Below are 22,623 nucleotides of genomic sequence, written 5' to 3' on the forward strand. Positions count from 1 at the left end.
ATCATTTATTCAACAAAAAGCTTAAATCCCTATAGTTATAAAGGCCACTCATTCCTTATTTCAAAGAAGCTCACCTGTAAAAGCATCATGAACTCTTTTTTCATTTTATCTCTTATACAAAAAGCCCCTATGATATGTATAATCATAGAAGCTTTGCTTATAACACTTTTTCATGCTGTTTATAAAATTGGAGAAGGGACCGTTCAAACAAATAGTTTTTTTCCGGTAAATAAAGTGAAAGCATAATCGGAGAGTGAAGTTCTTCACGATGTAGTTCATATTTTTTACTGTGTGCAATTGGATAATGAGTAGAGGCATTAGGCGCCGTCCATATCTTCACGGGCAGCGTTGATTTTAATTCTGTAACAGAAGGGTACTCCTTAATTAACTTTGATACTTGCTTGCGCTCCACTTTATAAGCTTGAGTCAAGTCCTTCGTGAATTGTTTATAAAAGAATTTATTGTTTTTTTCATGTTCTGCATGCGTATGAAGATCAATACATGGATTTAGTAAACCAGCTGATCGAACGAACGTATTCCCGTCATTTTCCATTAGCTGCAGCGCTAACAGAGCCCCCATTCCTTCAGCTAAAATATGAATTCGTTTATTTAAAATTTCTTGTTTCATTACTAAATGATAAAGTTGTTTTGCAAGGTGATATGCTTCAGGAGACCCCCAATGCCGGCCATATAAATTGGAATAAAATACTGTGTATCCTTCATCTTGTAAACATTGCAACAGCTGTGACCTTCCGCCGTGCTGAATCCATAAGCTAGTTGAACTTTCAACAAAATGATCTTTATCACCCAATACTAACACACCGAAACCATTCGGTCGTTCAGGGACATGTACGACATTCCATTGCGTATCTAAGCTAAAAAAGCGTCGATGTATCATAGCTCTTCCTCCGTAACTTACTAGTTGTTCCATACAGTGTATGATAGAACCATCAAAAAGCGCACTAGAATAATGCCTATTTCTGACTTATTGCTCTTTTGTTTCTATATGGGAACACGCCCCTTATTTATTCATAAAAAATTCAATTTCTTATTTGACTGCTATATGCTAAAATGAAATCAAACTGTACTGTAAACGAGGTGAATAGAATGCGTGTCGTAATGGCTTTTGTTTGGGGCTTTTTACTAATGAATATGGCAGTGTACGTAATCTCTGCAATGACGGGCGGTACTTACAGTTTCGCAACCGCTTCCATCCTTGGAGTAGTTTTCACGCTAGTTGTAATTTTGATTGGAGAACTGGGTGTACCGAATAAACCAGCAAATAATCATCACTAAAAAGTGTTGGCTGTAAAGCCAGCGCTTTTTTTATCTTTTGACATAAGCTCTTCTCAGCAATTTCTTTCGTTAACTCGTATTCAAAACAAGTGACTGAAGCTGTTTTTTACATTTATATACATTCATAATCATTGATTATCCCAACCTTTAACTATATAATTTTAGAATAATCAAACTATTAATTTTAGGAGTGAATACTGCCGTGACTAAAGAAAAAATTGGTTTTATCGGAACAGGCGTTATGGGTCAAAGCATGGCCGGGCATTTAATTGACGCAGGATATGAAGTCCTTGTTTATACGCGAACAAAAACTCGTGCTCAAGCACTACTTGAAAAAGGGGCCAACTGGAAAGAAACCGTTCAAGAAGTGGCCGAACAATCTGATATTATTATCACCATGGTAGGCTATCCTCACGATGTAAAAGAGATTTATTTAGGCAAAGACGGCATTATACATAATGCAAAGAAAGGCTGCTATACAATTGATATGACAACATCAAGCCCTATCCTTGCTCGTGAGATTTATCAAGCAGCAAAAGAGAAGCACATTCATGCGCTTGACGCTCCTGTTTCAGGAGGCGATATTGGAGCTCAAAACGCAACATTAGCGATTATGGTAGGAGGCGATGCTGAAGCGTTCTCTGCCGTTACGCCTATTCTTGAAAAAATGGGAACAAATATCGTTCTTCAAGGCAGCGCTGGAGCTGGTCAACACACAAAAATGTGCAATCAAATTGCTATTGCCTCCAATATGATGGGTGTATGCGAAGCGATACTTTATGCTGAAAAAGCAGGATTAGATCCGAACACCGTTTTAAAAAGTATTGAAACAGGTGCAGCGGGAAGCTGGTCGTTAAGCAATTTAGCCCCTCGCATGATTAAAGGAGACTTCGAACCGGGCTTTTATATTAAACACTTTATTAAAGATATGAAGATTGCCATTGAATCAGCCCAAGAAATGGAGCTGTATACACCAGGATTAAAATTAGCAAAATCGCTTTATGAACAGCTTGAAAAACAAGGCGATGACAATAAAGGAACGCAGGCTCTATATACCCTGTTAAAACAGCATGCCCTAACTGTATAAAAACAGGCAGCTCATAATGAGCTGCCTGTTTTTATTAATAATTTACTCTTCATTTAACGAATTCATAAAGCGACTGAATGCAAGCTGTCCTTCAGCAGTTTGTTTAAACACACCTGCATGTTCTAAAATAGTCGCAAATACTAAACCAAGCTCTTGTTGGAGAATCTCGTGAACATTTTTCTCTTCAATATGCGGATACTTTTTCTTGATGTGCTCAGCCCACTCCACGTGTTTTTTTAAGTGGTCATGCCTGCTGGCTAACTCGCTCAGGTTATTCTGAACTAACCCTTTGGCAACTAGACTCATTTCGTCTTTTAAACGACCAGGTAAAACTGCAAGCCCCATTACTTCAATTAAACCTATATTTTCTTTTTTTATATGATGAACTTCTGCATGCGGATGATAAATGCCATCTGGATGTTTGCTGTTTGTTCGATTGTTTCGCAGTACTAAATCTAATTCGTACAAATCTCCTCTTTTCCTAGCAATAGGTGTGACTGTATTGTGAGGAGTTTGATCTGTAAAAGCTAAAATACCAGCGCTTTGATCACTATATGATTTCCATTTCTTCAAAATAAAATCTGCTGCTTCCACTAATGGTGCAAGGTGCGGACTTTGAAGACGAACGACCGACATCGGCCAATGAACAATTCCGGCTTTCACTTCTTCATGCGATTTGAGAGAGAACAATTTATTCATTTTTGCTTTAGCCATAGGGAACTCATGATAGCCGCCTTGAAAGTGGTCATGAGTTAAAATAGATCCTCCTACGATGGGTAGATCTGCATTTGATCCTAAAAAATAATGTGGAAATTGTTCAACGAAGGCAAGCAGCCGCTTAAACGTTTGCTTTGAAATATGCATGGGTGTATGTTCACTCGCAAAAATAATGGCATGTTCATTATAATAAACATAAGGTGAAAACTGCATGTACCACAGCTCTTCTTGCAATTCCACAGGAATAATCCGATGATTTTGACGAGCTGGGTGGTTAATACGACCTGCATAACCAGCATTTTCTTTACAGAGAAGACACAGTGGATAGTTGCTTTCCTTCAATGATTTGCTTGCTGCAATTGCTTTTGGATCTTTTTCCGGCTTAGACAAATTAATCGTAATTTCAAGCTCTCCAAAATCAGTGTTTGTTACCCATCTTTCGTTTTTAGCAATTCGATCTTGGCGAATGTAGTGAATGTCTTTTGACAGCTTATAATAGTAGCTTGTGGCTTTTTGAGGACTTTGTTGATAATAATCATAAAATAGTCGATTAACCTCTGACGGCATGCTTGCAAAGCATCCCATTATTTTGGTATCGAATAAATCTCTATACGTGATAGAATTCTCGGCAATTCGATTGTTTTTAGCAGCCCAATCAAGCATGTTGTCTAAAATAGCAGCTGGATGTTCCAGACGTTCTTGTTTGACTTCTACCATGATGTATTCATCGAGCTTTAACACTTCCAGCAGTTTATTTCTCACCACATCTATATCCCATTTTGTTAATAGATTCTTTTGCAGACCATATTGAATAAGTCGGGTGATTTCTTCATGAATGTTGACTGACATACACTCGTTCCTTTCTCTATCTGTTTTTTCTTATACTGCTTCTAATGTGAGTTCGCGCGCTCCTTCTCCAACGGTAACCACGTAAAATTCAGCTTCTAAACTTGTTTTCTTATAGTAGGCTTCTTTTACTTCCTCAATAAACCTATCAACCTGTGCTTTTTTTACGATGCTGATTGTACAGCCCCCAAAGCCTGCACCTGTCATGCGTGATCCAATCACGCCTTCTTGCAACCAAGCTGCTTCTACAAGAACATCTAGTTCTTTCCCGCTTACTTCATAGTCATCTCTCAGCGAACGGTGCGACTCATTCATCAATTGACCAAACCCTTTTAAATCACCGTTTTGCAATTTAGCAACCGCTTCTTTTGTGCGTTCATTTTCATATACCGCATGTTTAGCGCGCTTACAATCTACTTCGTTTTGTATCAAAGATTTATGCTTTTCAAATTGTTCTTTGGTTAAATCACCAAGCGAATTAATGGAAAGTGACGTTTGTAAATCTGACAGCGCTCTTTCACACTCCATACGGCGCTCATTATATTTTGAATCTGCCAGCCCTCTTCGCTTATTTGTGTTAGAAATAACGAGCACAGCATCTGTTAACTGCAGCGGGCTATACTGGTATTCAAGAGTTTGACAGTTTAACAATACGGCTTGATTTTCTTTTCCCATTCCAATTGCAAACTGATCCATAATCCCGCAGCTTACGCCGATAAATTCATTTTCAGCTTGCTGCGCCATTTTTACAAGGTCCATCATATCGATATTCAATTCAAGAATTTTATTTAAAAGTACGCATGTGACTAACTCAATTGATGCCGATGATGAAAGCCCTGCTCCATTAGGAATGTTGCCGAAAAACAAGATATCAAAACCAAAAGGAAGGTCATATCCGTGCTTTTTAAAGGTATCCATTACTCCTTTTGGATAATTAGCCCAATCATCTTCGATTTTGTACGTTAATTGCTCTAAAGAGGATTCAATAACGCCTGCTTCAGAGAAGTTTTTAGAGTACATACGTATTTTTCGATCGTGACGTTTTTGTACTACCGCATACGTTCCTATACTCAATGAACAAGGAAAAACATGCCCTCCATTATAATCAGTATGTTCTCCAATTAAATTGACACGTCCTGGCGCAAAAAAGCAGCGAATAGCTTCTGACGAATGAAATATTTGTTTGAACTCTTCGATTAATTTTCCCAGCATTTATTATCACCTATTTTAAGTAGTTTTTTGGAAACGGATTCATATGTACATTGTAAAGTCCAATTTTCCTTGCCTCAATGGTAAAATTACTATCGATAATCGGTACTTTTTTGCTTATCCCTTTAAAAATGATTCTTTTGAATTGACGATGAACTACTCTTGCGCCAAAAAGGGGTTATCTTTATGTGAGCCTTGACTTGCAAATTATAAGAAAATAATAGATTTAGAGACATTCCCTAAAAATAATCACGATATTTTCAAAAAATTATAGAAAAATGAAAGCGATTACGTTAAAGTAAGAATTAAGTACTACTTTATTTCAAAAAGAAGGTGAAAATTTGCTCTCACATTTCCAAGCTCAAGAATATTCAACGTACGCATACAGGTTTTTAGAATCCCGCACAAATGAAGTTGCGCAGCTATGGTCTGTTGGGTGGGATGAAGTTTTCTCTCCCCTTTATAACTGGAGCGGAAATCAGCGAAAAGACGTAGGGAAATATATTTTTCAATACACGGTTTCTGGGTACGGGATGATTGAAATAGATGGACAAGAATATAAAGTGGATGCTGGGAAAGCATTCATCGTCAATATACCTGGAAATTATCGCTATTACTTACCAAAGGAAAGTGAAAACTGGGAGTTTATTTTTCTTACATTATACGGAGATGAAGTACAAAAATGCTGGGATTATATTCAGTCAAACCACTCCCCTGTAATTAGATTTCATCCTGAATCAGCACCTGTTCAGCTGCTTGCTCAAATATATAAACGTGCAAGTGAAAAACATATAGCAGACCCATTTCATGCCTCAAGCTTATCTTACCGCTTTGTAATGGAGCTGTACCAATATATTAAAAGCATGGACAGTTTTACAGAAGATTGGCCTGAAAGTATCATTAGCTCTATTTTATTTGCCCGTAATCATTATCATGAAGAAATCGGTCCCGATGAAATGGCAGATGCAGCTCATTTATCTCGCTATCATTTTAGCAGGTTATTCAAACAAACGACTGGGATTACGCCGATTCAATATTTAACGAAGCTTCGCATTCAAAAAGCGGCCGAGCTATTGCATCAAACCAAGTACTCAATCGAAGAAATTGCTGAAAACGTCGGCTATGCAAATGCCAATTATTTAACAAAAGTATTTCGCAAAACGACCAATATGACACCCGGGCAGTATCGAAAAAGTGATGCATCCATTGATGAGCACTTTGCATTGCCAAAATAAAAACGACTTCCATAAAAGGAAGTCGTTTTTATTTTTTATCGGGAATTTCTACTACCACAGAACCTTTTTCGTAAATAAAAGTCAATTTTTTACCGGGGATAATCATATTTTCTAAAATATCTCGTGCAGCTTGAAGTGCAAACTCTGTCCGTTCTGCCTTTTCCTGCACTTCTTCATTTTCAGCTTGAAGATCATTTTTATCCAGCGCTCTTATTTTAGTTAATGCCTGATCTATAAAATCGTATGCTTCGTCATATATAAGCTCTATACGGTCCTTCATGTGCTCATTCATGCTCCTTTGCCCATTTTGTATTATCATAAATGAATTAGATATATTCTACAACCTAAAACTGAATAAGTTTTTACGCTTAGCTCTCACGTATTTTCTTTTATTTATTTTAAAAGGAGAACTGCTTTTGATAGCAAAAAAAGACCATTCAATTTATCATGAATGGTCTTTTTAGAAAACTTATACGCTGACAACAAACTCATCATCTTTTACATCAACTGTCACTTGACTATAATCTTCAATTTGCCCTGCAATTAATTCTCGGGCAATTTTTGTTTCAATATATTTTTGAATAAACCTTTTTAAAGGGCGAGCTCCGTATACCGGATCAAACCCGGAGGCTGCAATATAATTTTTTGCTTCCTCTGTTAACGTTAACGAAATATGACGATCGGATAAACGCTTTTCAAGCTGAAGCAATAGCTTATCAATAATCCCTTTTACTTCATGAACAGTTAGCGGTTTGAATAAAATCGTGTCGTCTACTCGATTTAAGAATTCTGGACGAAAATGCTGTCTTAATTGAGCCATCACTTGCTCTCTGGCTTTTTCAGTAATCTCGCCTTCACTTGTTAAACCGTCTAATAAAAATTGAGAACCGATATTCGACGTCATAATAATAACTGTATTTTTAAAATCAATGACTTTTCCTTTTGAATCTGTTGCTCTTCCATCATCTAGTATTTGAAGGAGCACATTAAATACTTCGGGATGGGCTTTTTCAATTTCATCTAACAGAACGACTGAGTAAGGCTTGCGTCTTACCGCTTCCGTTAGCTGCCCGCCTTCTTCGTATCCTACGTAGCCAGGAGGCGCTCCTATAAGCCTAGAGACCGCATGCTTTTCCATGTACTCAGACATATCAATACGAACCATTTGTTCTTCACTGTCAAATAAAGAATGTGCCAACGTTTTGGCTAGCTCCGTTTTCCCTACTCCGGTAGGTCCTAGGAAAATAAATGATCCAATCGGACGGTTCGGGTCTTTAATGCCTGCCCGTGCGCGAATCACAGCATCCGTCACTAAGGATACGGCTTCGTCTTGTCCAATCACACGCTGCTGTAAAATTGACTCAAGCTTCAACAGCTTTTCTCTTTCTCCTTCAACTAGTTTTGATACCGGAATTCCCGTCCATCTTCCTACAATTTCAGCAATTTCTTCTTCTGTTACTTCTTCTCTTAACAAACGGTTTTCTTGTGCTTTTTCAGCTGCTGTTTCTTCCAGCTGTTTTAGTTCTTTTTCAAGAGCTGGAATGCGTCCGTGGCGAAGTTCAGCTGCTTTATTTAAATCATATTTCCCTTCAGCTTCTTCTAGGTCTCGCTTCGCTTTTTCAAGCTGCTCCCGGACATCTTGCACCGTTTGAATCGACTGCTTTTCTTTTTCCCACTGCAGCTTCATTGTATCTGCACGCTCTTTTAAATCAGAGACTTCTTTTCGAATTGCCTCTAACCTTGTGATGCTTGCTTGATCTGTTTCTTTACTTAATGCCGCTTCTTCAATTTCAAGCTGCATGACACGTCGTGTTACTTCATCTAATTCTGAGGGCATCGAATCAATTTCTGTTCGAATGGTTGCGCATGCTTCATCAATTAAATCAATTGCTTTATCAGGTAAAAAGCGGTCTGAGATATAACGATCAGACATAACCGCTGCTGAAACAATCGCTCGGTCATGAATGTTTACACCGTGATGAATTTCAAATCGTTCTTTTAAACCACGCAAAATAGAGATTGTATCTTCTACTGAAGGTTCTTCAACCAGCACCTGTTGAAAGCGTCTTTCAAGCGCTGGATCTTTTTCAATATACTGACGGTACTCATCAAGAGTTGTAGCTCCTATACAGTGAAGTTCTCCTCTAGCAAGCATTGGTTTTAAAATATTCCCTGCATCCATCGCTCCATCCGTACGGCCTGCTCCAACGATTGTATGAAGCTCGTCAATGAATAAAAGAATTTGACCGTTGCTTTTCTTAACTTCTTGAAGAACAGCTTTTAAACGCTCTTCAAATTCTCCCCTGAATTTCGCTCCTGCTACTAAAGCTCCCATATCTAATGAAAAGATGGTTTTATCTTTTAATCCTTCAGGCACATCTCGGCGAACAATACGCTGTGCTAGACCTTCAACAATCGCTGTTTTACCAACGCCAGGTTCTCCTATCAAAACTGGATTGTTTTTTGTTTTTCGCGATAAAATGCGGATAACGCGGCGAATTTCTCCGTCTCGTCCAATGACTGGATCAATGTTCCCTGCTCGTACTTCTGCTACTAAGTCTCTTCCATATTTAGCTAACGCTTCATATGTGACTTCCGGATTTTGACTTGTAATTCGCTGATTTCCTCGAAGGCTGGTAAGCACATCTTGCAGAGCTTTTTTTGTTATACCGTGACTTGAAAATAACTTTCCATATTCACTAGAAGACGGTTCCTGTGCTAACGCTAAAAAGATGTGCTCAACTGAAACATAATCATCTTGCAGACGAGATGCTTCTTCTTGAGCTTTAACAAACAGCTGCTGAAGTTTATTTGTAATATAAACCTTCCCTGCTTCAGCACCGCTTCCTGTAACGGCTGGTTTTTTCGCAAGCAATTGATTTACCTGCTGCTGAAAAGATTGATTATCGATATGTAAATGATCTAATATGCGAGGAGCAATACCATCTTGCTGATGGATGAGCGTATAAAGCAAATGAGCAATATCCACTTCCTGCTGATTTCGTTTAATAGCTTCGGACTGCGCTTCCATCACGCCTTCTTGCAATTTTTGAGTCATTTTATTTATATCCATTGAACATCCTCCTTCGATACATTTGACCTTTATTGACCTTTATTTCATTATACCCAGCAATAGGAAAACAAGTAAAGCCATTCAATTTAGAATGGCTTCTTTATTTTTTACTATTTAAGGCTTGCGCATGTACGTCCAGTGGCGATCATCGTTGGCCGTCTCTGGAAAACGCTCTCCTGCTTTTAATTTAACCTTTTGAGGATTATTTACGTTGCTTCCTGTTTCACCAATTTCAATATAAACTCCGTTATTAGGAGCTTTTTGACCCGGTGTGAAATGACGATTTTGTCCCATTGTCCTGCCTCCTCATTCCTGAAATGAAATGTTCTCCTATACTATTCCCTTAAGATTTCTGTTTCATAATGGAGATGTTTTCATATTAGGAAGAGAAAAAGAGCAGACCTTCAGATCTGCCCTTTTATATTAATGAGTAAATTTGATAGCTTGTTCGATTTCAGTTTCTCCAGCTAGCATTTCAAACGTTTTTCCTATCGTAGCTTCTTCGTTTAGACATTCTACAAGCACGGTTGCTACATCTGCTCGGGGAATTGTCTGAGATTTATCTTCAATATCATTATTGATGTCAATTTTCCCAGTAGCTTGATCATTCGATAAAGTTCCTGGTCGTACAATTGTATACTGTAGATTAGACTGCTTTAAGTATTCATCCGCTATCGCCTTTGCACGAAGGTAAAGCTGTAAGCCTTCTGGTCCTTGTTCAGGTGCGTCTGTTCCCATTGAACTTAACATAACAAAGCGCTTTACACCTTGATTTTTTGCTTCATCAATGATATTCTTAGCACCGTTTTGATCCACAGCGATTGTTTTTTCGTCTCCCGTATTTCCTCCAGAACCTGCTGCAAATATGACAGCGTCCATACCTCTTAAAGCATCTGAAACATCTTGCTCCAAGTCACCAAGCACAACGTTGGCACCCAGCTTCTTTAACGCGTCTGCTTGTTTTTCGTCGCGAATCATCGCATAAGCTTGATGCTGCTTGCTGTTTGCAACTTTTTCTACCACTTGTTTTCCCGTTGTTCCGTTTGCTCCAACAACTAATACTTTCATCATAAATCACCTTTCGTTCTGTTTAGTATACAATTGGTGTTCCCTCAATTAATTCCCTTTAAACAAAAAAACCCCTTCTGATATTCTCAGAAAGGGTTTTTCTCTTAAGATAAAATGGCTTGCAGCAAAGCTTTTTGTACATGCATACGATTTCCAGCCTGCTGAAAGACAACAGAATTTGGTCCGTCAATAATGCTTGCTGTTACTTCTTCTTCACGATGCGCAGGCAAACAGTGCAGAAATAAATAGTCTGACTTAGCATAGGCAGCTAGTTCTGCATTTACTTGATAAGGAGCAAATATTTTCAAACGCTGCTGTGCTTCTTCTTCCTGTCCCATACTTGTCCATACGTCTGCATAAATAGCATCGGCATTTTTCACAGCTTCTACAGGATCTTTTGTAATCGTAACTTTAGCGCCCGTTGTAGAAGCTATTTCATGAACATAAGCTGTGACAAAGTCTTTTGGCTCATATCCATCAGGGCATCCAATTGAAATATCTATTCCCATTTTTGCACAGGCAATCATTAACGAATGCGCTACATTATTTCCGTCTCCAACATAAGCTACTTTTAGCCCTTCAAATGATTTCTTGTGCTCGTAAATCGTTAATAAATCAGCTAGAGCCTGACAAGGATGATAATCATCTGTCAAACCATTAATAACGGGAATGGATGCGTAATCTGCAAGCTCTTCGATCTTGCTGTGTTCAAACGTACGAATCATTATAGCATCGATGAATTCAGATAGTACGCGTGCTGTATCAGCAATCGTTTCTCCGCGTCCAATCTGTAAATCCTGGCTGCTTAAAAAGAGGGCGTTTCCTCCAAGCTGCATCATTCCCGCTTCAAATGAGACTCTTGTTCTTGTTGAAGATTTTTCAAAAATGAGCCCCAGCGTTTTTCCTTTTAACGATGTTACGATTTCACCATTTTTATGCTTTTCTTTCAGCTCAATGGCGCTTTCCAAAAGTGACATAATATCGTCTGATGATAAATCTTTAAGTGTAAGCAAATCTTTTCCTTTTAAATTCGTATTTACCGATACTGTACTCATGATACTGTCACTTCCTTTTTAGTTTTTTGAAACCATTCTTGCAGTGATGAAACGTGATATTCATCGACTTGGAACGATTGGAAAAATAGCGAAGCCGTTTCTGCCTCCGTCATAACCATTAAACCGTGTTTTAATGCTGACATACGGCTTTCTTTATCTTCGGGCTGTAAACTTACATATAATAAAGCTTCTTTCGTTTTCACCCATTCACTAACTTCTTTATCTTTAACAAGAGTTAATCCCGCGCTTTGCGCAAGTTCTTCAAGGCCCTGCGCTTCTCCGTTGATATACACTTCTGCAGCACCTTTTTTACTTAACACATACTGATGGAATACTTTCTTTGCTGCTTCTTCAATCGTTGAAGAAATCGCAATTCCTTCACCAGTTGACTTCATTTCCGGTCCAACAAGTGGATCAACTCCTGATAATTTACTTGTCGAAAACACTGGAAACTTGATAGTTGTATAAGCTGGATCCGGCAATAAACCTAGCTTTTCACTAATTTCCGACAATGATTTCCCAAGCAATATTTGAGTTGATAGCGAAACAAGCGGCGTGTTGCACACTTTGCTTACTACAGGAACTGTACGGCTGGCACGCGGATTAACTTCCAGCATGTAGACTTCATCGTTGTAAATAACATATTGGATATTCATAATCCCTTTATATTGAAGTTTGTTTACAATTTTTTGAGCGTAGCTTACCATTTTTTCTTTATGTGCTGCTTCTACTGTTTTAGCTGGTAAAAGCGCATAACTGTCTCCTGAATGAACGCCGGCTTTTTCAATATGTTCAACGATTGTCGGAATCAACACATCTTTTCCGTCTGCTACCACATCAACTTCTGTTTCTTTTCCAGGGAAGTAAGCATCAATAAGCATTGGGAAATGAGACGCTTTAATAGCCGGTAAACAAGCCTGAAGCTCCGTTTCGTTTTGAATTGTCAGCATTCCTTTTCCGCCAATCACGTAAGAAGGACGAATGAGTAATGGGAATCCCATATCTTTTGCTTTTTGTACAAGTTCTTTCGCGTCTTTCGCCATTTCACCTGGAATATGAGGAATATCGCAGTCGTCTAAGAGCTTATAAAACAGGTCACGATCTTCAAGTGCATCAATGACATCATTTGTAATACCTAATAAATTAACGCCAGCTTCTTCTAGACCTTTAACGAGCGAAATAGCCGTTTGACCTCCGTATTGAACAATTACATCCGTCACATTTTCAGCATCAAGAACATTTAATACGTCTTCTACTGTTACAGGTTCGAAATATAAGCGATCTGCTACTTCAAAATCCGTACTTACCGTTTCTGGATTATTGTTAATTAAAATCGTTTCGTATCCTTCTTTTTCAAGAGCTAGCACACCGTGTACAGAGCTATAGTCGAACTCTACTCCTTGCCCGATACGAATAGGTCCAGAACCGATAATCGCAACTTTTTTATTCGTTGATGGTTCGATCTCACTTTCCCCGTAGTAACTAGAGTAGAAATAAGCCGTTGAAGATTCAAATTCCGCTGCACATGTATCCACCATTTTATAGCTTGGCGTAATATGTAGTGCTTTACGTTTCGCTCTTACGTCAAGTTCTGGCACATTCCATACGTTTGCTAGATACGCATCTGTAAAACCATGCTCCTTCACTTGTTTAAAGTGTTCAGCTGTAATCGAATCAAAACGTACTTCTTTTAAAGAGGCTTCCATTTTAATCAGCTGTACAAAGTGTGTTAAATAGAAATAATCAATTTGTGTTACTTCATGGATATACTCAGGCGTTGTGCCGCGGCGTAAAAGCTCAAGGATAACAAAAATACGCTCATCGCTTTGTTCGCCCAGCTTGCTTTTTAATTCATCTGTTGAAAGTTCTTGCAGTTCTTCTACTTCTAATCCTTGTAAGTCAATTTCTAAAGAAGATAATGCCTTTTGGAAGCTACGTGTAAAGTTACGGTCAATAGCCATTACTTCTCCAGTTGCTTTCATTTGGGTGCCAAGCGTTCTTTCAGCGTAGAAAAACTTGTCAAACGGCCACCTTGGAAATTTCACTACTACATAGTCAAGAGCAGGTTCAAAGCTTGCATACGTGTCTCCTGTCACAGGATTTAATAACTCATGAAGCGTGTAGCCTACCGATAGCTTTGCAGCAATTTTAGCAATCGGATAGCCAGTTGCTTTTGATGCAAGAGCAGACGAACGGCTCACACGCGGATTTACTTCAATTAAATAGTACTGCTTGCTTTTTGGATCAAGCGCAAACTGAATGTTGCACCCCCCAATAATGCCAAGCGATGAAATAATTTTAACTGAAGCAGAGCGAAGCATTTGATATTCCACGTCTGTTAGTGTCTGAGAAGGAGCAACGACCACCGAATCTCCAGTATGGACGCCTACGGGATCGATGTTCTCCATATTACAAATTGTGATGCACGTATTGTTTACGTCACGCATAACCTCATACTCAACTTCTTTAAATCCAGCAATGCTTTTTTCAATTAAGCACTGAGTAATAGCACTTTCACGCAAACCTGACGCTGAAAGCTTTTCAAGCTCTTCCATAGAATGAGCAATTCCTCCGCCCGTTCCGCCTAACGTATAAGCAGGACGTACAATAACAGGAAAACCAATTTTCTTGGCAAAAGCTAACGCTTCTTCTACTTTTGTCACAACTTCACTTTCCGGCACCGGTTCATTCAGTTCATTCATCAATGCACGGAACTCTTCACGGCTTTCACCTTTTTTGATTGATTCAATCGGTGTTCCTAAAAGTTTCACATCGTATTTCGGCAAAATGTTTTGTTCATGAAGCTCAAGGGCTAAGTTTAAACCCGTCTGTCCGCCTAATGTGGCTAACAAACCATCGGGCTTTTCTTTTGCAATAATTTTCTCTACGCAGTCTACTGTTAATGGTTCAAAATAGATTCGATCTGCTACGTGAGTGTCCGTCATAATTGTAGCTGGATTATTATTGATTAAGATAACTTCATAACCTTCTTCTTTTAATGACAAGCACGCCTGAGTTCCTGAATAATCAAATTCTGCTGCTTGCCCGATTACGATTGGTCCTGATCCGATTACTAAAATCTTTTTTAACGTTTGGTCTTTAGGCATATACTTTTCCGCTCCCTACTTGCTGTACTTTCGTCATAAATTCATCAAAGATATACGTGCTGTCACTTGGTCCAGGGTGTGCTTCTGGATGATATTGAACCGACATAACAGGAAGGTCTTTATGCATTAAACCTTCAACCGATCCGTCATTCACATTTTTAAATCGAACGTTTAATGGCGTAGACGTAATCGTCTGTTCGTCTACGACATAGCTGTGATTTTGAGAAGTCATACACACTTTGTTAGTCGTTAAATCAATTACAGGCTGATTAGCTCCTCGGTGACCGAACGCCAGCTTTTTGGTTTGCGCCCCAAAAGCGAGCCCAATTAACTGATGTCCAAAGCAAATTCCCAAAGTTGGATACGATGAAATAATTTCTTTTAATTCATCCAGCTGACTGCTCACTTGAGTTGGATCTCCAGGTCCGTTTGATAAGACAATGCCATCCGGCTGCAGTTCTTTTACTTTTGAAGAGCTTGTAGAATAAGGAACAACTGTTACTTTGCACTCTCGATTTAACAGCTCTTGTAAAATTGATTTTTTATACCCAAAGTCCATTAATACAACGTGTTTTTCACCATTTCCGTAAGTAACAGGCTCTTTTGTTGATACTTCTTTTACTACATATCCATCGCATTCAGCAGTAAATGCTGGCGATTCAGCAGATGTCGAAAAGGCAGATTGCATCGTACCTTCTTTTCGAATTCGTTTTACGACCGCTCTCGTATCCACATGTGTAATAAGCGGAATGTTCCATTTCTTTAAATATTGTTTAAAGCTGTACATCGCTTCGTAATGGAACCCTTCATCTGAACATTCGTATACGACAACGCCTGCTACGTGAGGCTTTTTGCTTTCATAATCTTTTTCATTGATACCATAGTTCCCAATCAAAGGGTACGTAAAGACGATAATTTGATCTTTGTAAGATGGATCAGTCACAACTTCTTGATAACCAGTCATTCCAGTAAAGAAAACAATTTCTCCTTCTGCCTGGTGCGTTGCTGTATGTTCAATGTGTCCGGCGAACGAATCGCCGTTTGCTAAGTGTAAATATCCGTTCATTGTGCATCCCTCTTCGAATAATTATTTATAAAACAGAATTTTTATACAAACATATTCAAAAAAATTTGTATTATGAAGTAATTTTTGTTTGGCTAAACGCTTCTTCAATGATATGAATCGCTTGGTCCAACTCTTTTTTTGTTACAGTTAAAGGAGGCAGCAATCGTACCACATGCGGTCCCGCTCCCAGTGCTAGCAATCCTTTTTCACGCATAGCTGCAAGCAATGCTGACTGATGTTCTCCGCATTCAATTCCAATCATAAAACCTTTTCCACGAACATCGGTTACAAATGAATAATCTGCTAAGCTATTTTTCAAAGCATTGGTAAAATAAAGGCTTTTTTCTGTAACCTCTGCCAAAAATGCTTCATTAAAAATAATGTTTAAGGTTGCTTTGGCTGAAGCTAGTGCAATTGGGTTTCCTCCAAAGGTTGTTCCGTGAGTACCAGGTCCAAATGCTTCTTTGAGATATCCTTTTCCAATCATCGCACCAACCGGCATTCCGCTTCCTAATCCTTTAGCTGCTGTAATAATATCTGGTGAAACGTTAAAATGCTGATAAGCAAATGGTTTTCCTGTTCTGCCGATTCCAGTCTGCACTTCATCGACTATAAACAGTGCTTCGTGCTTTTTACACAGCTCTTGAATGGTTAATAAAAATGCTTCGGTTCCTGGAACCACTCCGCCTTCTCCTTGAATGACTTCAACCATAATTGCTGCTACGCTGTCGTCCATTTCTTGTTTTAATGCTTCTTCATCATTGTATGGCACGTAAACAAACTCATTAACAAGAGGACCGAAGCCATCATGAATTTTTGCCTGCCCTGTAGCTGTCATTGTAGCAAATGTACGTCCATGAAATGATTTTGTAAACGTAATAATTTTGTGTTTTTGTGTGTACTTACGCGCTAATTTAATCGCCGCTTCGTTGGCTTCTGCACCGCTGTTACAGAAAAATACTGCATCACCGTTTGAGTGTTCCACAAGCTTACCTGCTACGTCTTCTTGAATCGATTGATGAAATAAATTTGACACATGCCACACTTTATTTAACTGCTCTTCGACCGCTTTTTGAACATCAGGATGACGATGACCTACGTTACAAACAGCGATACCTGAAATAAAATCTAAATACTCATTTCCTTTGTTATCTATTAATTTTGTTCCTTGCGCCTCTTCCACATGGATATCAAACCGTTGATATGTTGGAAACAATGAACTCATCGCTATCTTCTCCACCTTTTCCACTATATTTAATTGCTGTACCAATCAGCTTCCCTTCCTTATCTAAAAATCCATCAGTTCCGCTAATAATATGAACTTCTTCAAGCAAAGGAGATAACGCATTTACCGCTGATGTTACTTTCGGAATCATTCCGCCGTAAATTACTTTTTCTTCAATAAGTGCATCAATCTCTGACTTTGTAAGCTCAGGAAGCAATGCTCCATCCTTTAACACACCTTTTACATCGGTTACAAACATCAGCTTTTCAGCATTTACTGCTTGTGCAACGGCTCCGGCTGCCACGTCAGCATTAATATTATAGCTATTACCTTCTTCATCTGCTCCAATGGAAGAAACAACTGGAATATACTGACTGTCAGTTAGTTGTTTTAATAATGTATCGTTTACGCCTTTTACTTCTCCAACGTAACCTAGACGTTCCACATCAATTGCCTCTGCTTTAAGCAATAATCCATCAATTCCTGATAGTCCTACCGCTTTTAAGTTCGCTTTTTGTAGATCTTTTACAAGCTGCTTATTAACCTTGCCTGCTAATACCATCGTCACAACTTCTAATGCTTCTTTGGACGTTTTTCGAAGCCCATCTACAAATTCCGTTTCAATGTGAAGTTTGGTAAGCGTATCTTGAATATCAGGTCCGCCTCCGTGCACAACAATGATCTGATATCCACTCGCTTTTAACTGCTGAATACTTTCAAAAAAAGCGCTTGTTAACTGATTGACAATGCTGCCTCCGCATTTTACAACGACGATTTTTTCATTGCTCATTTCACTCTCTCCTTACGTTCGATAACTGGCGTTGATTTTGACGTAATCGTAAGTCAAATCGCAGCCCCACGCTTTGCCAATTCCATTTCCCTGCTGCAAGTCAACATAGACTTCGACCGTATCATTTTCTAAATAAGCCTTTGCTTCTTCTTCACTAAATGAAACAGGCTGACTGTTTTCTAACATCTGGATATTGCCTAACGAAACATTCACTGTTTCTGGATTAAGCGTTACTCCGCTGTACCCAACTGAACAAATAATTCGTCCCCAATTGGCATCGGCTCCATACATGGCCGTTTTCACTAGGTTCGAGCCCACAATTTGTTTAGCAATCACATTTGCTTCTTCGTTTGTATGAGCCCCAGATACGTTTACTTCAATTAGTTTTGTTGCTCCTTCACCGTCGCGTGCAATTTGTTTGGCTAAATCTTCACACGTCAAGCGCAGTGCTTCATAAAACGAATTCCATTCAGGATGATCTGGTGTAAGCGACTGGTGATCAGCTTTTCCATTTGCTAAAACAACAACCATATCATTCGTCGATGTGTCACCATCCACTGTAATTTGATTAAAGCTTTTATTTGTAATAGAACCTAGCGCATCTTGTAACACTGAAGCTTCAACCTTAGCATCCGTTGTGATAAAGCTAAGCATCGTAGCCATATTTGGGTGAATCATGCCTGATCCTTTCGCTGTGCCTCCAATGGTAACTACTTTGCCGTCAATTTTTGTTTCATAGCAAGCTGACTTCATCACTGTATCTGTTGTTAAAATAGCCGTTTGAAATTCTTCTGCTTTTTCTTTGTTCGACGAAGGACTTAACAACCCAATGCCTTTCACGATTTTTTCCATATCTAGAAGCTCTCCAATTACGCCTGTAGAAGCTACTGCTACATGATGAGGTAGGATATTAAGCTCTTTTGCACATGTATTTCGCATTTGGTATGCATCTTTTAATCCTTGTTCTCCCGTACATGCATTTGCACATGCGCTGTTCACAACGATCGCTTGCAGCTTCTGCTCCACTGCTACACTTTCTTTTGTAACAGCTAAAGGCGCTGCTTGAAAGGCATTAAGCGTGTAAACAGCTGCGCAATTAGCTGGCACATCGCTTACAATAACTCCTAAATCTTTTTTAGCATAACGTAAACCAGCATGAACACCGTCTGCTGAAAAGCCTAGCGGCGTTACAATTGTACCGTTCTCTATTTTCTTTATCTTTTCTTTCGTTTGTTTAACCGTAATCACTATACGTTCCCTCCTGCTTTTATCGTGATTAGTGATGCTGTTGACTTTATGGGAAGACAGGCAGTAGTCCGATACCCGCTTGCTGTTCAAATCCCATCATGATATTGGCATTTTGAATGGCCTGACCGGCTGCCCCTTTTACTAAGTTATCAATGACAGAAACGATCGTGACACGCTTTGTTCGTTCGTCAAATGTAATACCGATATCGCAATAATTTGATGCACTTACTTCTTTAGTAGAAGGAAATTCACCAGCTTTTCGAACGCGAACGAACGGGGAGTTTTGATATGTATCTACATATAGCTGATGGAGCTCTTGTACTGAGCTCTCTTCAGAAAGTTCAGCGTATATTGTACTCATAATCCCTCGCGTCATTGGAACTAAGTGCGTACTGAACGTAACATGGCCAATTTCCTCATCCCACTTTTCTAAAATAGATTCGATTTCTGGGATATGCTGATGTTGATTAACTTTGTATATTTTCATATTTTCATTGATTTCAGCATAATGAGCCATTTGCGAAAGACCGCGCCCTGCTCCTGAGATTCCGGACTTTGCATCAATGATAATAGAGTTTGGTTTCACCATTTGTTTACTAACGAGGGGAGCTAGCCCAAGCAGTGTAGCTGTTGGATAACAACCCGGGTTCGCAACGAACGTACTGCTTTCGACTTCGTCTGCAAACCATTCTGATAATCCATACACAGACTGTTGTAAAAATGCTTCGGCTGCAGCAGGCTTTTTGTACCATTTTTCATAAAGTGCTTCTGTTTTTAATCTAAAATCTCCAGATAGATCTACCACTTTTATTCCTTCTTCTATTAATTGAGGTACAAGTTTGCTAGAAACACCGGAAGGAGTTGCTGTAAACACTAAATCTAATTCTTCAGCCATCTTCTTAGGGTTTATATCTTGCAGCGTATATACAGTATTAGAAAGGTGAGGATAAACCTCTGCTAGTTCCATCCCATCCTGAGAGGATGAATAAACTGCATAAACATGAAAATGTGGGTGATTCGCTAACAAACGAATCAGTTCTACTCCTCCATACCCTGTTGCTCCAACAATTCCTACCTTGTATTCTTTCATTTTAAAACTCCTTTTTCCACGTATCTATTTGAATTATTTATCATTATAATACCGTATAAAAATAAAATCAAATGAATATTTAAAAAATCGAACACTTTATTCTATATTTTTAAACATTTTTATTTATTCATAAGTTTTTATTTTTATAACTATCTTTCTATTTTTGTTTAGAAATTGTTCACAGATAGTTTTGGAAAACACTGGTTGTTTTTGTGTATAATAAGAGTATCGATAAAATCATCCGTATGAGATTTTTTCATACGGCTAGTGGACGTACAGCATATACAGACTGTTCTAACTTAATAGATTAATAAGTAACAGTCGCAAAAATTTTAATTAAAAGGTGATAACATGATGAACATCACAACGGATTCTTTTTCAAATGAGCTGCAGCAATTTTTTATGAACTTTGATCATAAAATTTCGTTTAAAAAAGGTGACTTTCTCTTTCAAGAAGGTTCACCTTCAACTCATTTATTTTTTATTACGTCAGGGGCCGTGCAAGTAGGTAAAGTGACGCCGGAAGGACGCGAACTGACGCTTCAGCTGGCGAGTTCAGGAGACTTAATCGGGGAAGTCATGCTGTTTTGCGGATCTACTCCCCATATGCTCCAAGCAAAAGCCATTGAACCTTGTACGGCAATCAGTATTCAAAAACGGTTGTTAGAAAACGAACTAGCACAATACCCTGCTCTTTCTATGGAGTACATGAAGTGGATGGGACTCCAAATCAAGCGAATGCAGACAAAGTTTAGAGACTTAATTCTAAATGGAAAAAAAGGTGCTCTCTACTCTACTCTGATCCGCATGTCTAATAGTTTTGGAGTAATGAAGCCAAATGGTATTTTATTAAACGTAACGTTGACAAATCAAGAAATCGCCAATCTATGCGGGACATCTCGAGAAGTGGTCAATCGCATGCTCGCTGAGTTGCGAAAAAATGAAGTGATTTCGATGGCAGATGGAAAAATCATCATTCATAAGCTCTCTTTTTTAAAGAAAGAAATAGACTGTGAGGACTGCCCTTTGGAATTGTGCAGAATTGAATAAGAAAAAAAGCCATCGTCGATGGCTTTTTTCTTATTGAACACCTAATGCAATTTTAGCGTAGCGCGTCATTCGATCTTTATCCCATGGAGGATTAAATGTGATATTCACTTCTACATTTTCTACTTCTTCAAGAGAAATTAATTGTTTTTTCACTTGTTCGCCAATCACACCAGCCAGCGGGCAGCCAATAGAAGTTAACGTCATCGTCACGATAACCGTGTTGTTTTCTTCCATTTCTACATCATACACTAAGCCTAAATTTACGATATCAACGCCAAGCTCTGGATCAATTACTTCTTCTAGTGATTCCATGATTTTATCTTCTAACTGTTTATCCATATTCATTCTCCTTTCTCTTACTTCCGTAATTATCTTCACGTATTAAATATACCCTTAAACAATTTATCGTAAGCAATCAATAACTATGTCTTACACCGTAACAAGACAGCTTTTGCATGTCAATCGTTCTGCTTTGCTCCTAAGGAAAAGTTGTGTAAAATATGGGAATACAAGCATGAATATTAGTAGAATTCAATATAATCGTATAACTACTTCAATTTAAAAGGAGCCCTATATGAGAAACGATCAACACTTAATCGCCTTAGATCTGGATGGAACATTGTTAACGAATGAAAAAACCATTTCACCTACAACAAAACGGGTATTAGAAAAAGCCAAACAAGAAGGACATATTGTAATGATTGCAACTGGTAGACCTTATCGTTCCAGTGCTATGTATTACAGCGAATTAGATTTATCCACGCCTATTGTAAACTTTAACGGAGCGCTTGTTCATCACCCCCTTCAGCCTGATTTCGGCACGCATCACGAACCTTTAAACCGCCGCACTGTCCATGACATTGTGACAGCTATGCAAGACTATCGCATCAACAATATCATGGCAGAAGTACAAGATGACGTGTATCTTCATTTTGAAGATCGAAAATTAATGGATGTACTTAGCCTAGGGGATCCTAAATTACAAACGGGTGATTTGCGTCATACGCTGCAGCACGACCCAACGTCTATTTTAATTCACGCAGATGAAGAACATGTACAAGATATACGCTCTCACCTTTCAGATGTTCATGCAGAAGTACTAGAACATAGACGCTGGGGAGCACCTTGGCATGTCGTTGAAATTGTAAAAAAAGGACTTAATAAAGCTGTAGGTCTTGAGCGCGTAGCTAATCATTATCAAATTCCACGCGAACGAATTATTGCGTTTGGAGATGAAGACAATGATTTTGAAATGATTAAATTTGCAGGACACGGTATTGCCATGGAAAATGGTATTAACGAATTAAAACAGCTAGCGCGTGAAGTAACAAAATCGAATGAAAATGATGGTATTGCTTATTATTTGGAAAAAACGTTAAATTTATAACTTAGCTTTTTTTGAAAAGCAAGGTAAATTTTTATCGCTATCATTTTTTTTATTTAGCACACACTATAACCGAC

The 22,623-nt window shown here is 38.6% G+C and carries 20 protein-coding genes; 5 read left to right on the forward strand and 15 right to left on the reverse strand.

What is annotated here, in order from left to right:
* Positions 1-157: 157 nt before the first annotated feature.
* Entirely contained in the window at positions 158-898 is a 741-nt protein-coding gene (locus tag ACFX4E_RS10510) for a hypothetical protein (protein ID WP_013081744.1), read from the reverse strand.
* Between the two features lie 209 nt (positions 899-1,107).
* Between ACFX4E_RS10510 and ACFX4E_RS10515 the strand changes: the two genes are divergently transcribed.
* Entirely contained in the window at positions 1,108-1,296 is a 189-nt protein-coding gene (locus tag ACFX4E_RS10515) for a YjzD family protein (RefSeq protein WP_013055400.1), read from the forward strand.
* A gap of 202 nt (positions 1,297-1,498) precedes the next feature.
* Positions 1,499-2,383 carry an NAD(P)-dependent oxidoreductase gene (locus ACFX4E_RS10520; RefSeq protein WP_136790168.1) on the forward strand — a complete coding sequence of 295 codons (885 nt, stop codon included), beginning with the start codon at positions 1,499-1,501 and terminating at the stop codon, positions 2,381-2,383.
* 42 nt (positions 2,384-2,425) lie between these two features.
* On the opposite strand, the gene galT is transcribed toward ACFX4E_RS10520, so the two are convergent.
* A complete protein-coding gene (galT, locus tag ACFX4E_RS10525; protein ID WP_098965969.1) occupies positions 2,426-3,949 on the reverse strand; it encodes a UDP-glucose--hexose-1-phosphate uridylyltransferase in 1,524 nt (507 codons plus the stop codon).
* Between the two features lie 30 nt (positions 3,950-3,979).
* Entirely contained in the window at positions 3,980-5,158 is a 1,179-nt protein-coding gene (locus ACFX4E_RS10530) for a galactokinase (RefSeq protein ID WP_377258361.1), read from the reverse strand.
* Positions 5,159-5,496: 338 nt separating this feature from the next.
* Between ACFX4E_RS10530 and ACFX4E_RS10535 the strand changes: the two genes are divergently transcribed.
* Positions 5,497-6,390: a helix-turn-helix domain-containing protein gene (locus ACFX4E_RS10535; RefSeq protein WP_028407458.1), complete on the forward strand. Its 894-nt coding sequence runs from the start codon at positions 5,497-5,499 to the stop codon at positions 6,388-6,390.
* 28 nt (positions 6,391-6,418) lie between these two features.
* On the opposite strand, the gene ACFX4E_RS10540 is transcribed toward ACFX4E_RS10535, so the two are convergent.
* From ACFX4E_RS10540 to argC, 11 genes are all read right to left on the reverse strand, one after another.
* A complete protein-coding gene (locus ACFX4E_RS10540) occupies positions 6,419-6,670 on the reverse strand; it encodes a hypothetical protein (RefSeq protein WP_014461601.1) in 252 nt (83 codons plus the stop codon).
* A gap of 189 nt (positions 6,671-6,859) precedes the next feature.
* Complete coding sequence (clpB, locus tag ACFX4E_RS10545; protein ID WP_098433401.1) at positions 6,860-9,463, reverse strand: ATP-dependent chaperone ClpB; 2,604 nt, start codon at positions 9,461-9,463, stop codon at positions 6,860-6,862.
* Positions 9,464-9,577: 114 nt separating this feature from the next.
* On the reverse strand, positions 9,578-9,757 hold the full coding sequence (locus tag ACFX4E_RS10550; protein ID WP_013055394.1) for a YjzC family protein: 180 nt from the start codon (positions 9,755-9,757) through the stop codon (positions 9,578-9,580).
* Positions 9,758-9,886: 129 nt separating this feature from the next.
* Entirely contained in the window at positions 9,887-10,531 is a 645-nt protein-coding gene (locus tag ACFX4E_RS10555) for an SDR family oxidoreductase (protein WP_098790832.1), read from the reverse strand.
* 104 nt (positions 10,532-10,635) lie between these two features.
* A complete protein-coding gene (gene argF / locus ACFX4E_RS10560; RefSeq protein WP_377237323.1) occupies positions 10,636-11,586 on the reverse strand; it encodes an ornithine carbamoyltransferase in 951 nt (316 codons plus the stop codon).
* Complete coding sequence (locus tag ACFX4E_RS10565; protein ID WP_377237322.1) at positions 11,583-14,693, reverse strand: carbamoyl-phosphate synthase (glutamine-hydrolyzing) large subunit; 3,111 nt, start codon at positions 14,691-14,693, stop codon at positions 11,583-11,585. Before ACFX4E_RS10565 ends, argF begins: the two co-directional genes overlap by 4 nt.
* Positions 14,686-15,759, reverse strand: a complete 1,074-nt coding sequence (locus ACFX4E_RS10570) for a carbamoyl phosphate synthase small subunit (RefSeq protein ID WP_028407453.1) — start codon at positions 15,757-15,759, stop codon at positions 14,686-14,688. Before ACFX4E_RS10570 ends, ACFX4E_RS10565 begins: the two co-directional genes overlap by 8 nt.
* A gap of 70 nt (positions 15,760-15,829) precedes the next feature.
* A complete protein-coding gene (locus ACFX4E_RS10575) occupies positions 15,830-16,984 on the reverse strand; it encodes an acetylornithine transaminase (protein WP_098332507.1) in 1,155 nt (384 codons plus the stop codon).
* Positions 16,950-17,774 (reverse strand): acetylglutamate kinase, encoded by an 825-nt coding sequence (gene argB, locus ACFX4E_RS10580; RefSeq protein ID WP_028407451.1) that lies wholly within the window; start codon positions 17,772-17,774, stop codon positions 16,950-16,952. Before argB ends, ACFX4E_RS10575 begins: the two co-directional genes overlap by 35 nt.
* A gap of 12 nt (positions 17,775-17,786) precedes the next feature.
* Entirely contained in the window at positions 17,787-19,019 is a 1,233-nt protein-coding gene (gene argJ / locus ACFX4E_RS10585) for a bifunctional ornithine acetyltransferase/N-acetylglutamate synthase (protein WP_371264481.1), read from the reverse strand.
* A 49-nt stretch (positions 19,020-19,068) separates the two neighbouring features.
* Positions 19,069-20,112: an N-acetyl-gamma-glutamyl-phosphate reductase gene (gene argC, locus ACFX4E_RS10590; RefSeq protein ID WP_098965962.1), complete on the reverse strand. Its 1,044-nt coding sequence runs from the start codon at positions 20,110-20,112 to the stop codon at positions 19,069-19,071.
* 351 nt (positions 20,113-20,463) lie between these two features.
* Between argC and ACFX4E_RS10595 the strand changes: the two genes are divergently transcribed.
* The gene (locus tag ACFX4E_RS10595) at positions 20,464-21,162 is read left to right on the forward strand and encodes a Crp/Fnr family transcriptional regulator (RefSeq protein WP_028407448.1); all 699 of its coding nucleotides are present in this window, start codon (positions 20,464-20,466) and stop codon (positions 21,160-21,162) included.
* Between the two features lie 30 nt (positions 21,163-21,192).
* Here ACFX4E_RS10595 and ACFX4E_RS10600 read toward each other — a convergent pair whose 3' ends face one another.
* On the reverse strand, positions 21,193-21,501 hold the full coding sequence (locus ACFX4E_RS10600) for a metal-sulfur cluster assembly factor (protein ID WP_377237321.1): 309 nt from the start codon (positions 21,499-21,501) through the stop codon (positions 21,193-21,195).
* A 235-nt stretch (positions 21,502-21,736) separates the two neighbouring features.
* Here ACFX4E_RS10600 and ACFX4E_RS10605 point away from each other — a divergent pair, with 235 nt between their 5' ends.
* Positions 21,737-22,549 carry a Cof-type HAD-IIB family hydrolase gene (locus ACFX4E_RS10605; RefSeq protein WP_050691042.1) on the forward strand — a complete coding sequence of 271 codons (813 nt, stop codon included), beginning with the start codon at positions 21,737-21,739 and terminating at the stop codon, positions 22,547-22,549.
* The last annotated feature ends 74 nt before the right edge of the window (positions 22,550-22,623 follow it).

It is taken from the genome of Priestia sp. YIM B13491, from assembly GCF_042787605.1.
GTDB classification, from domain to species: Bacteria; Bacillota; Bacilli; order Bacillales; family Bacillaceae_H; genus Priestia; species Priestia megaterium_E.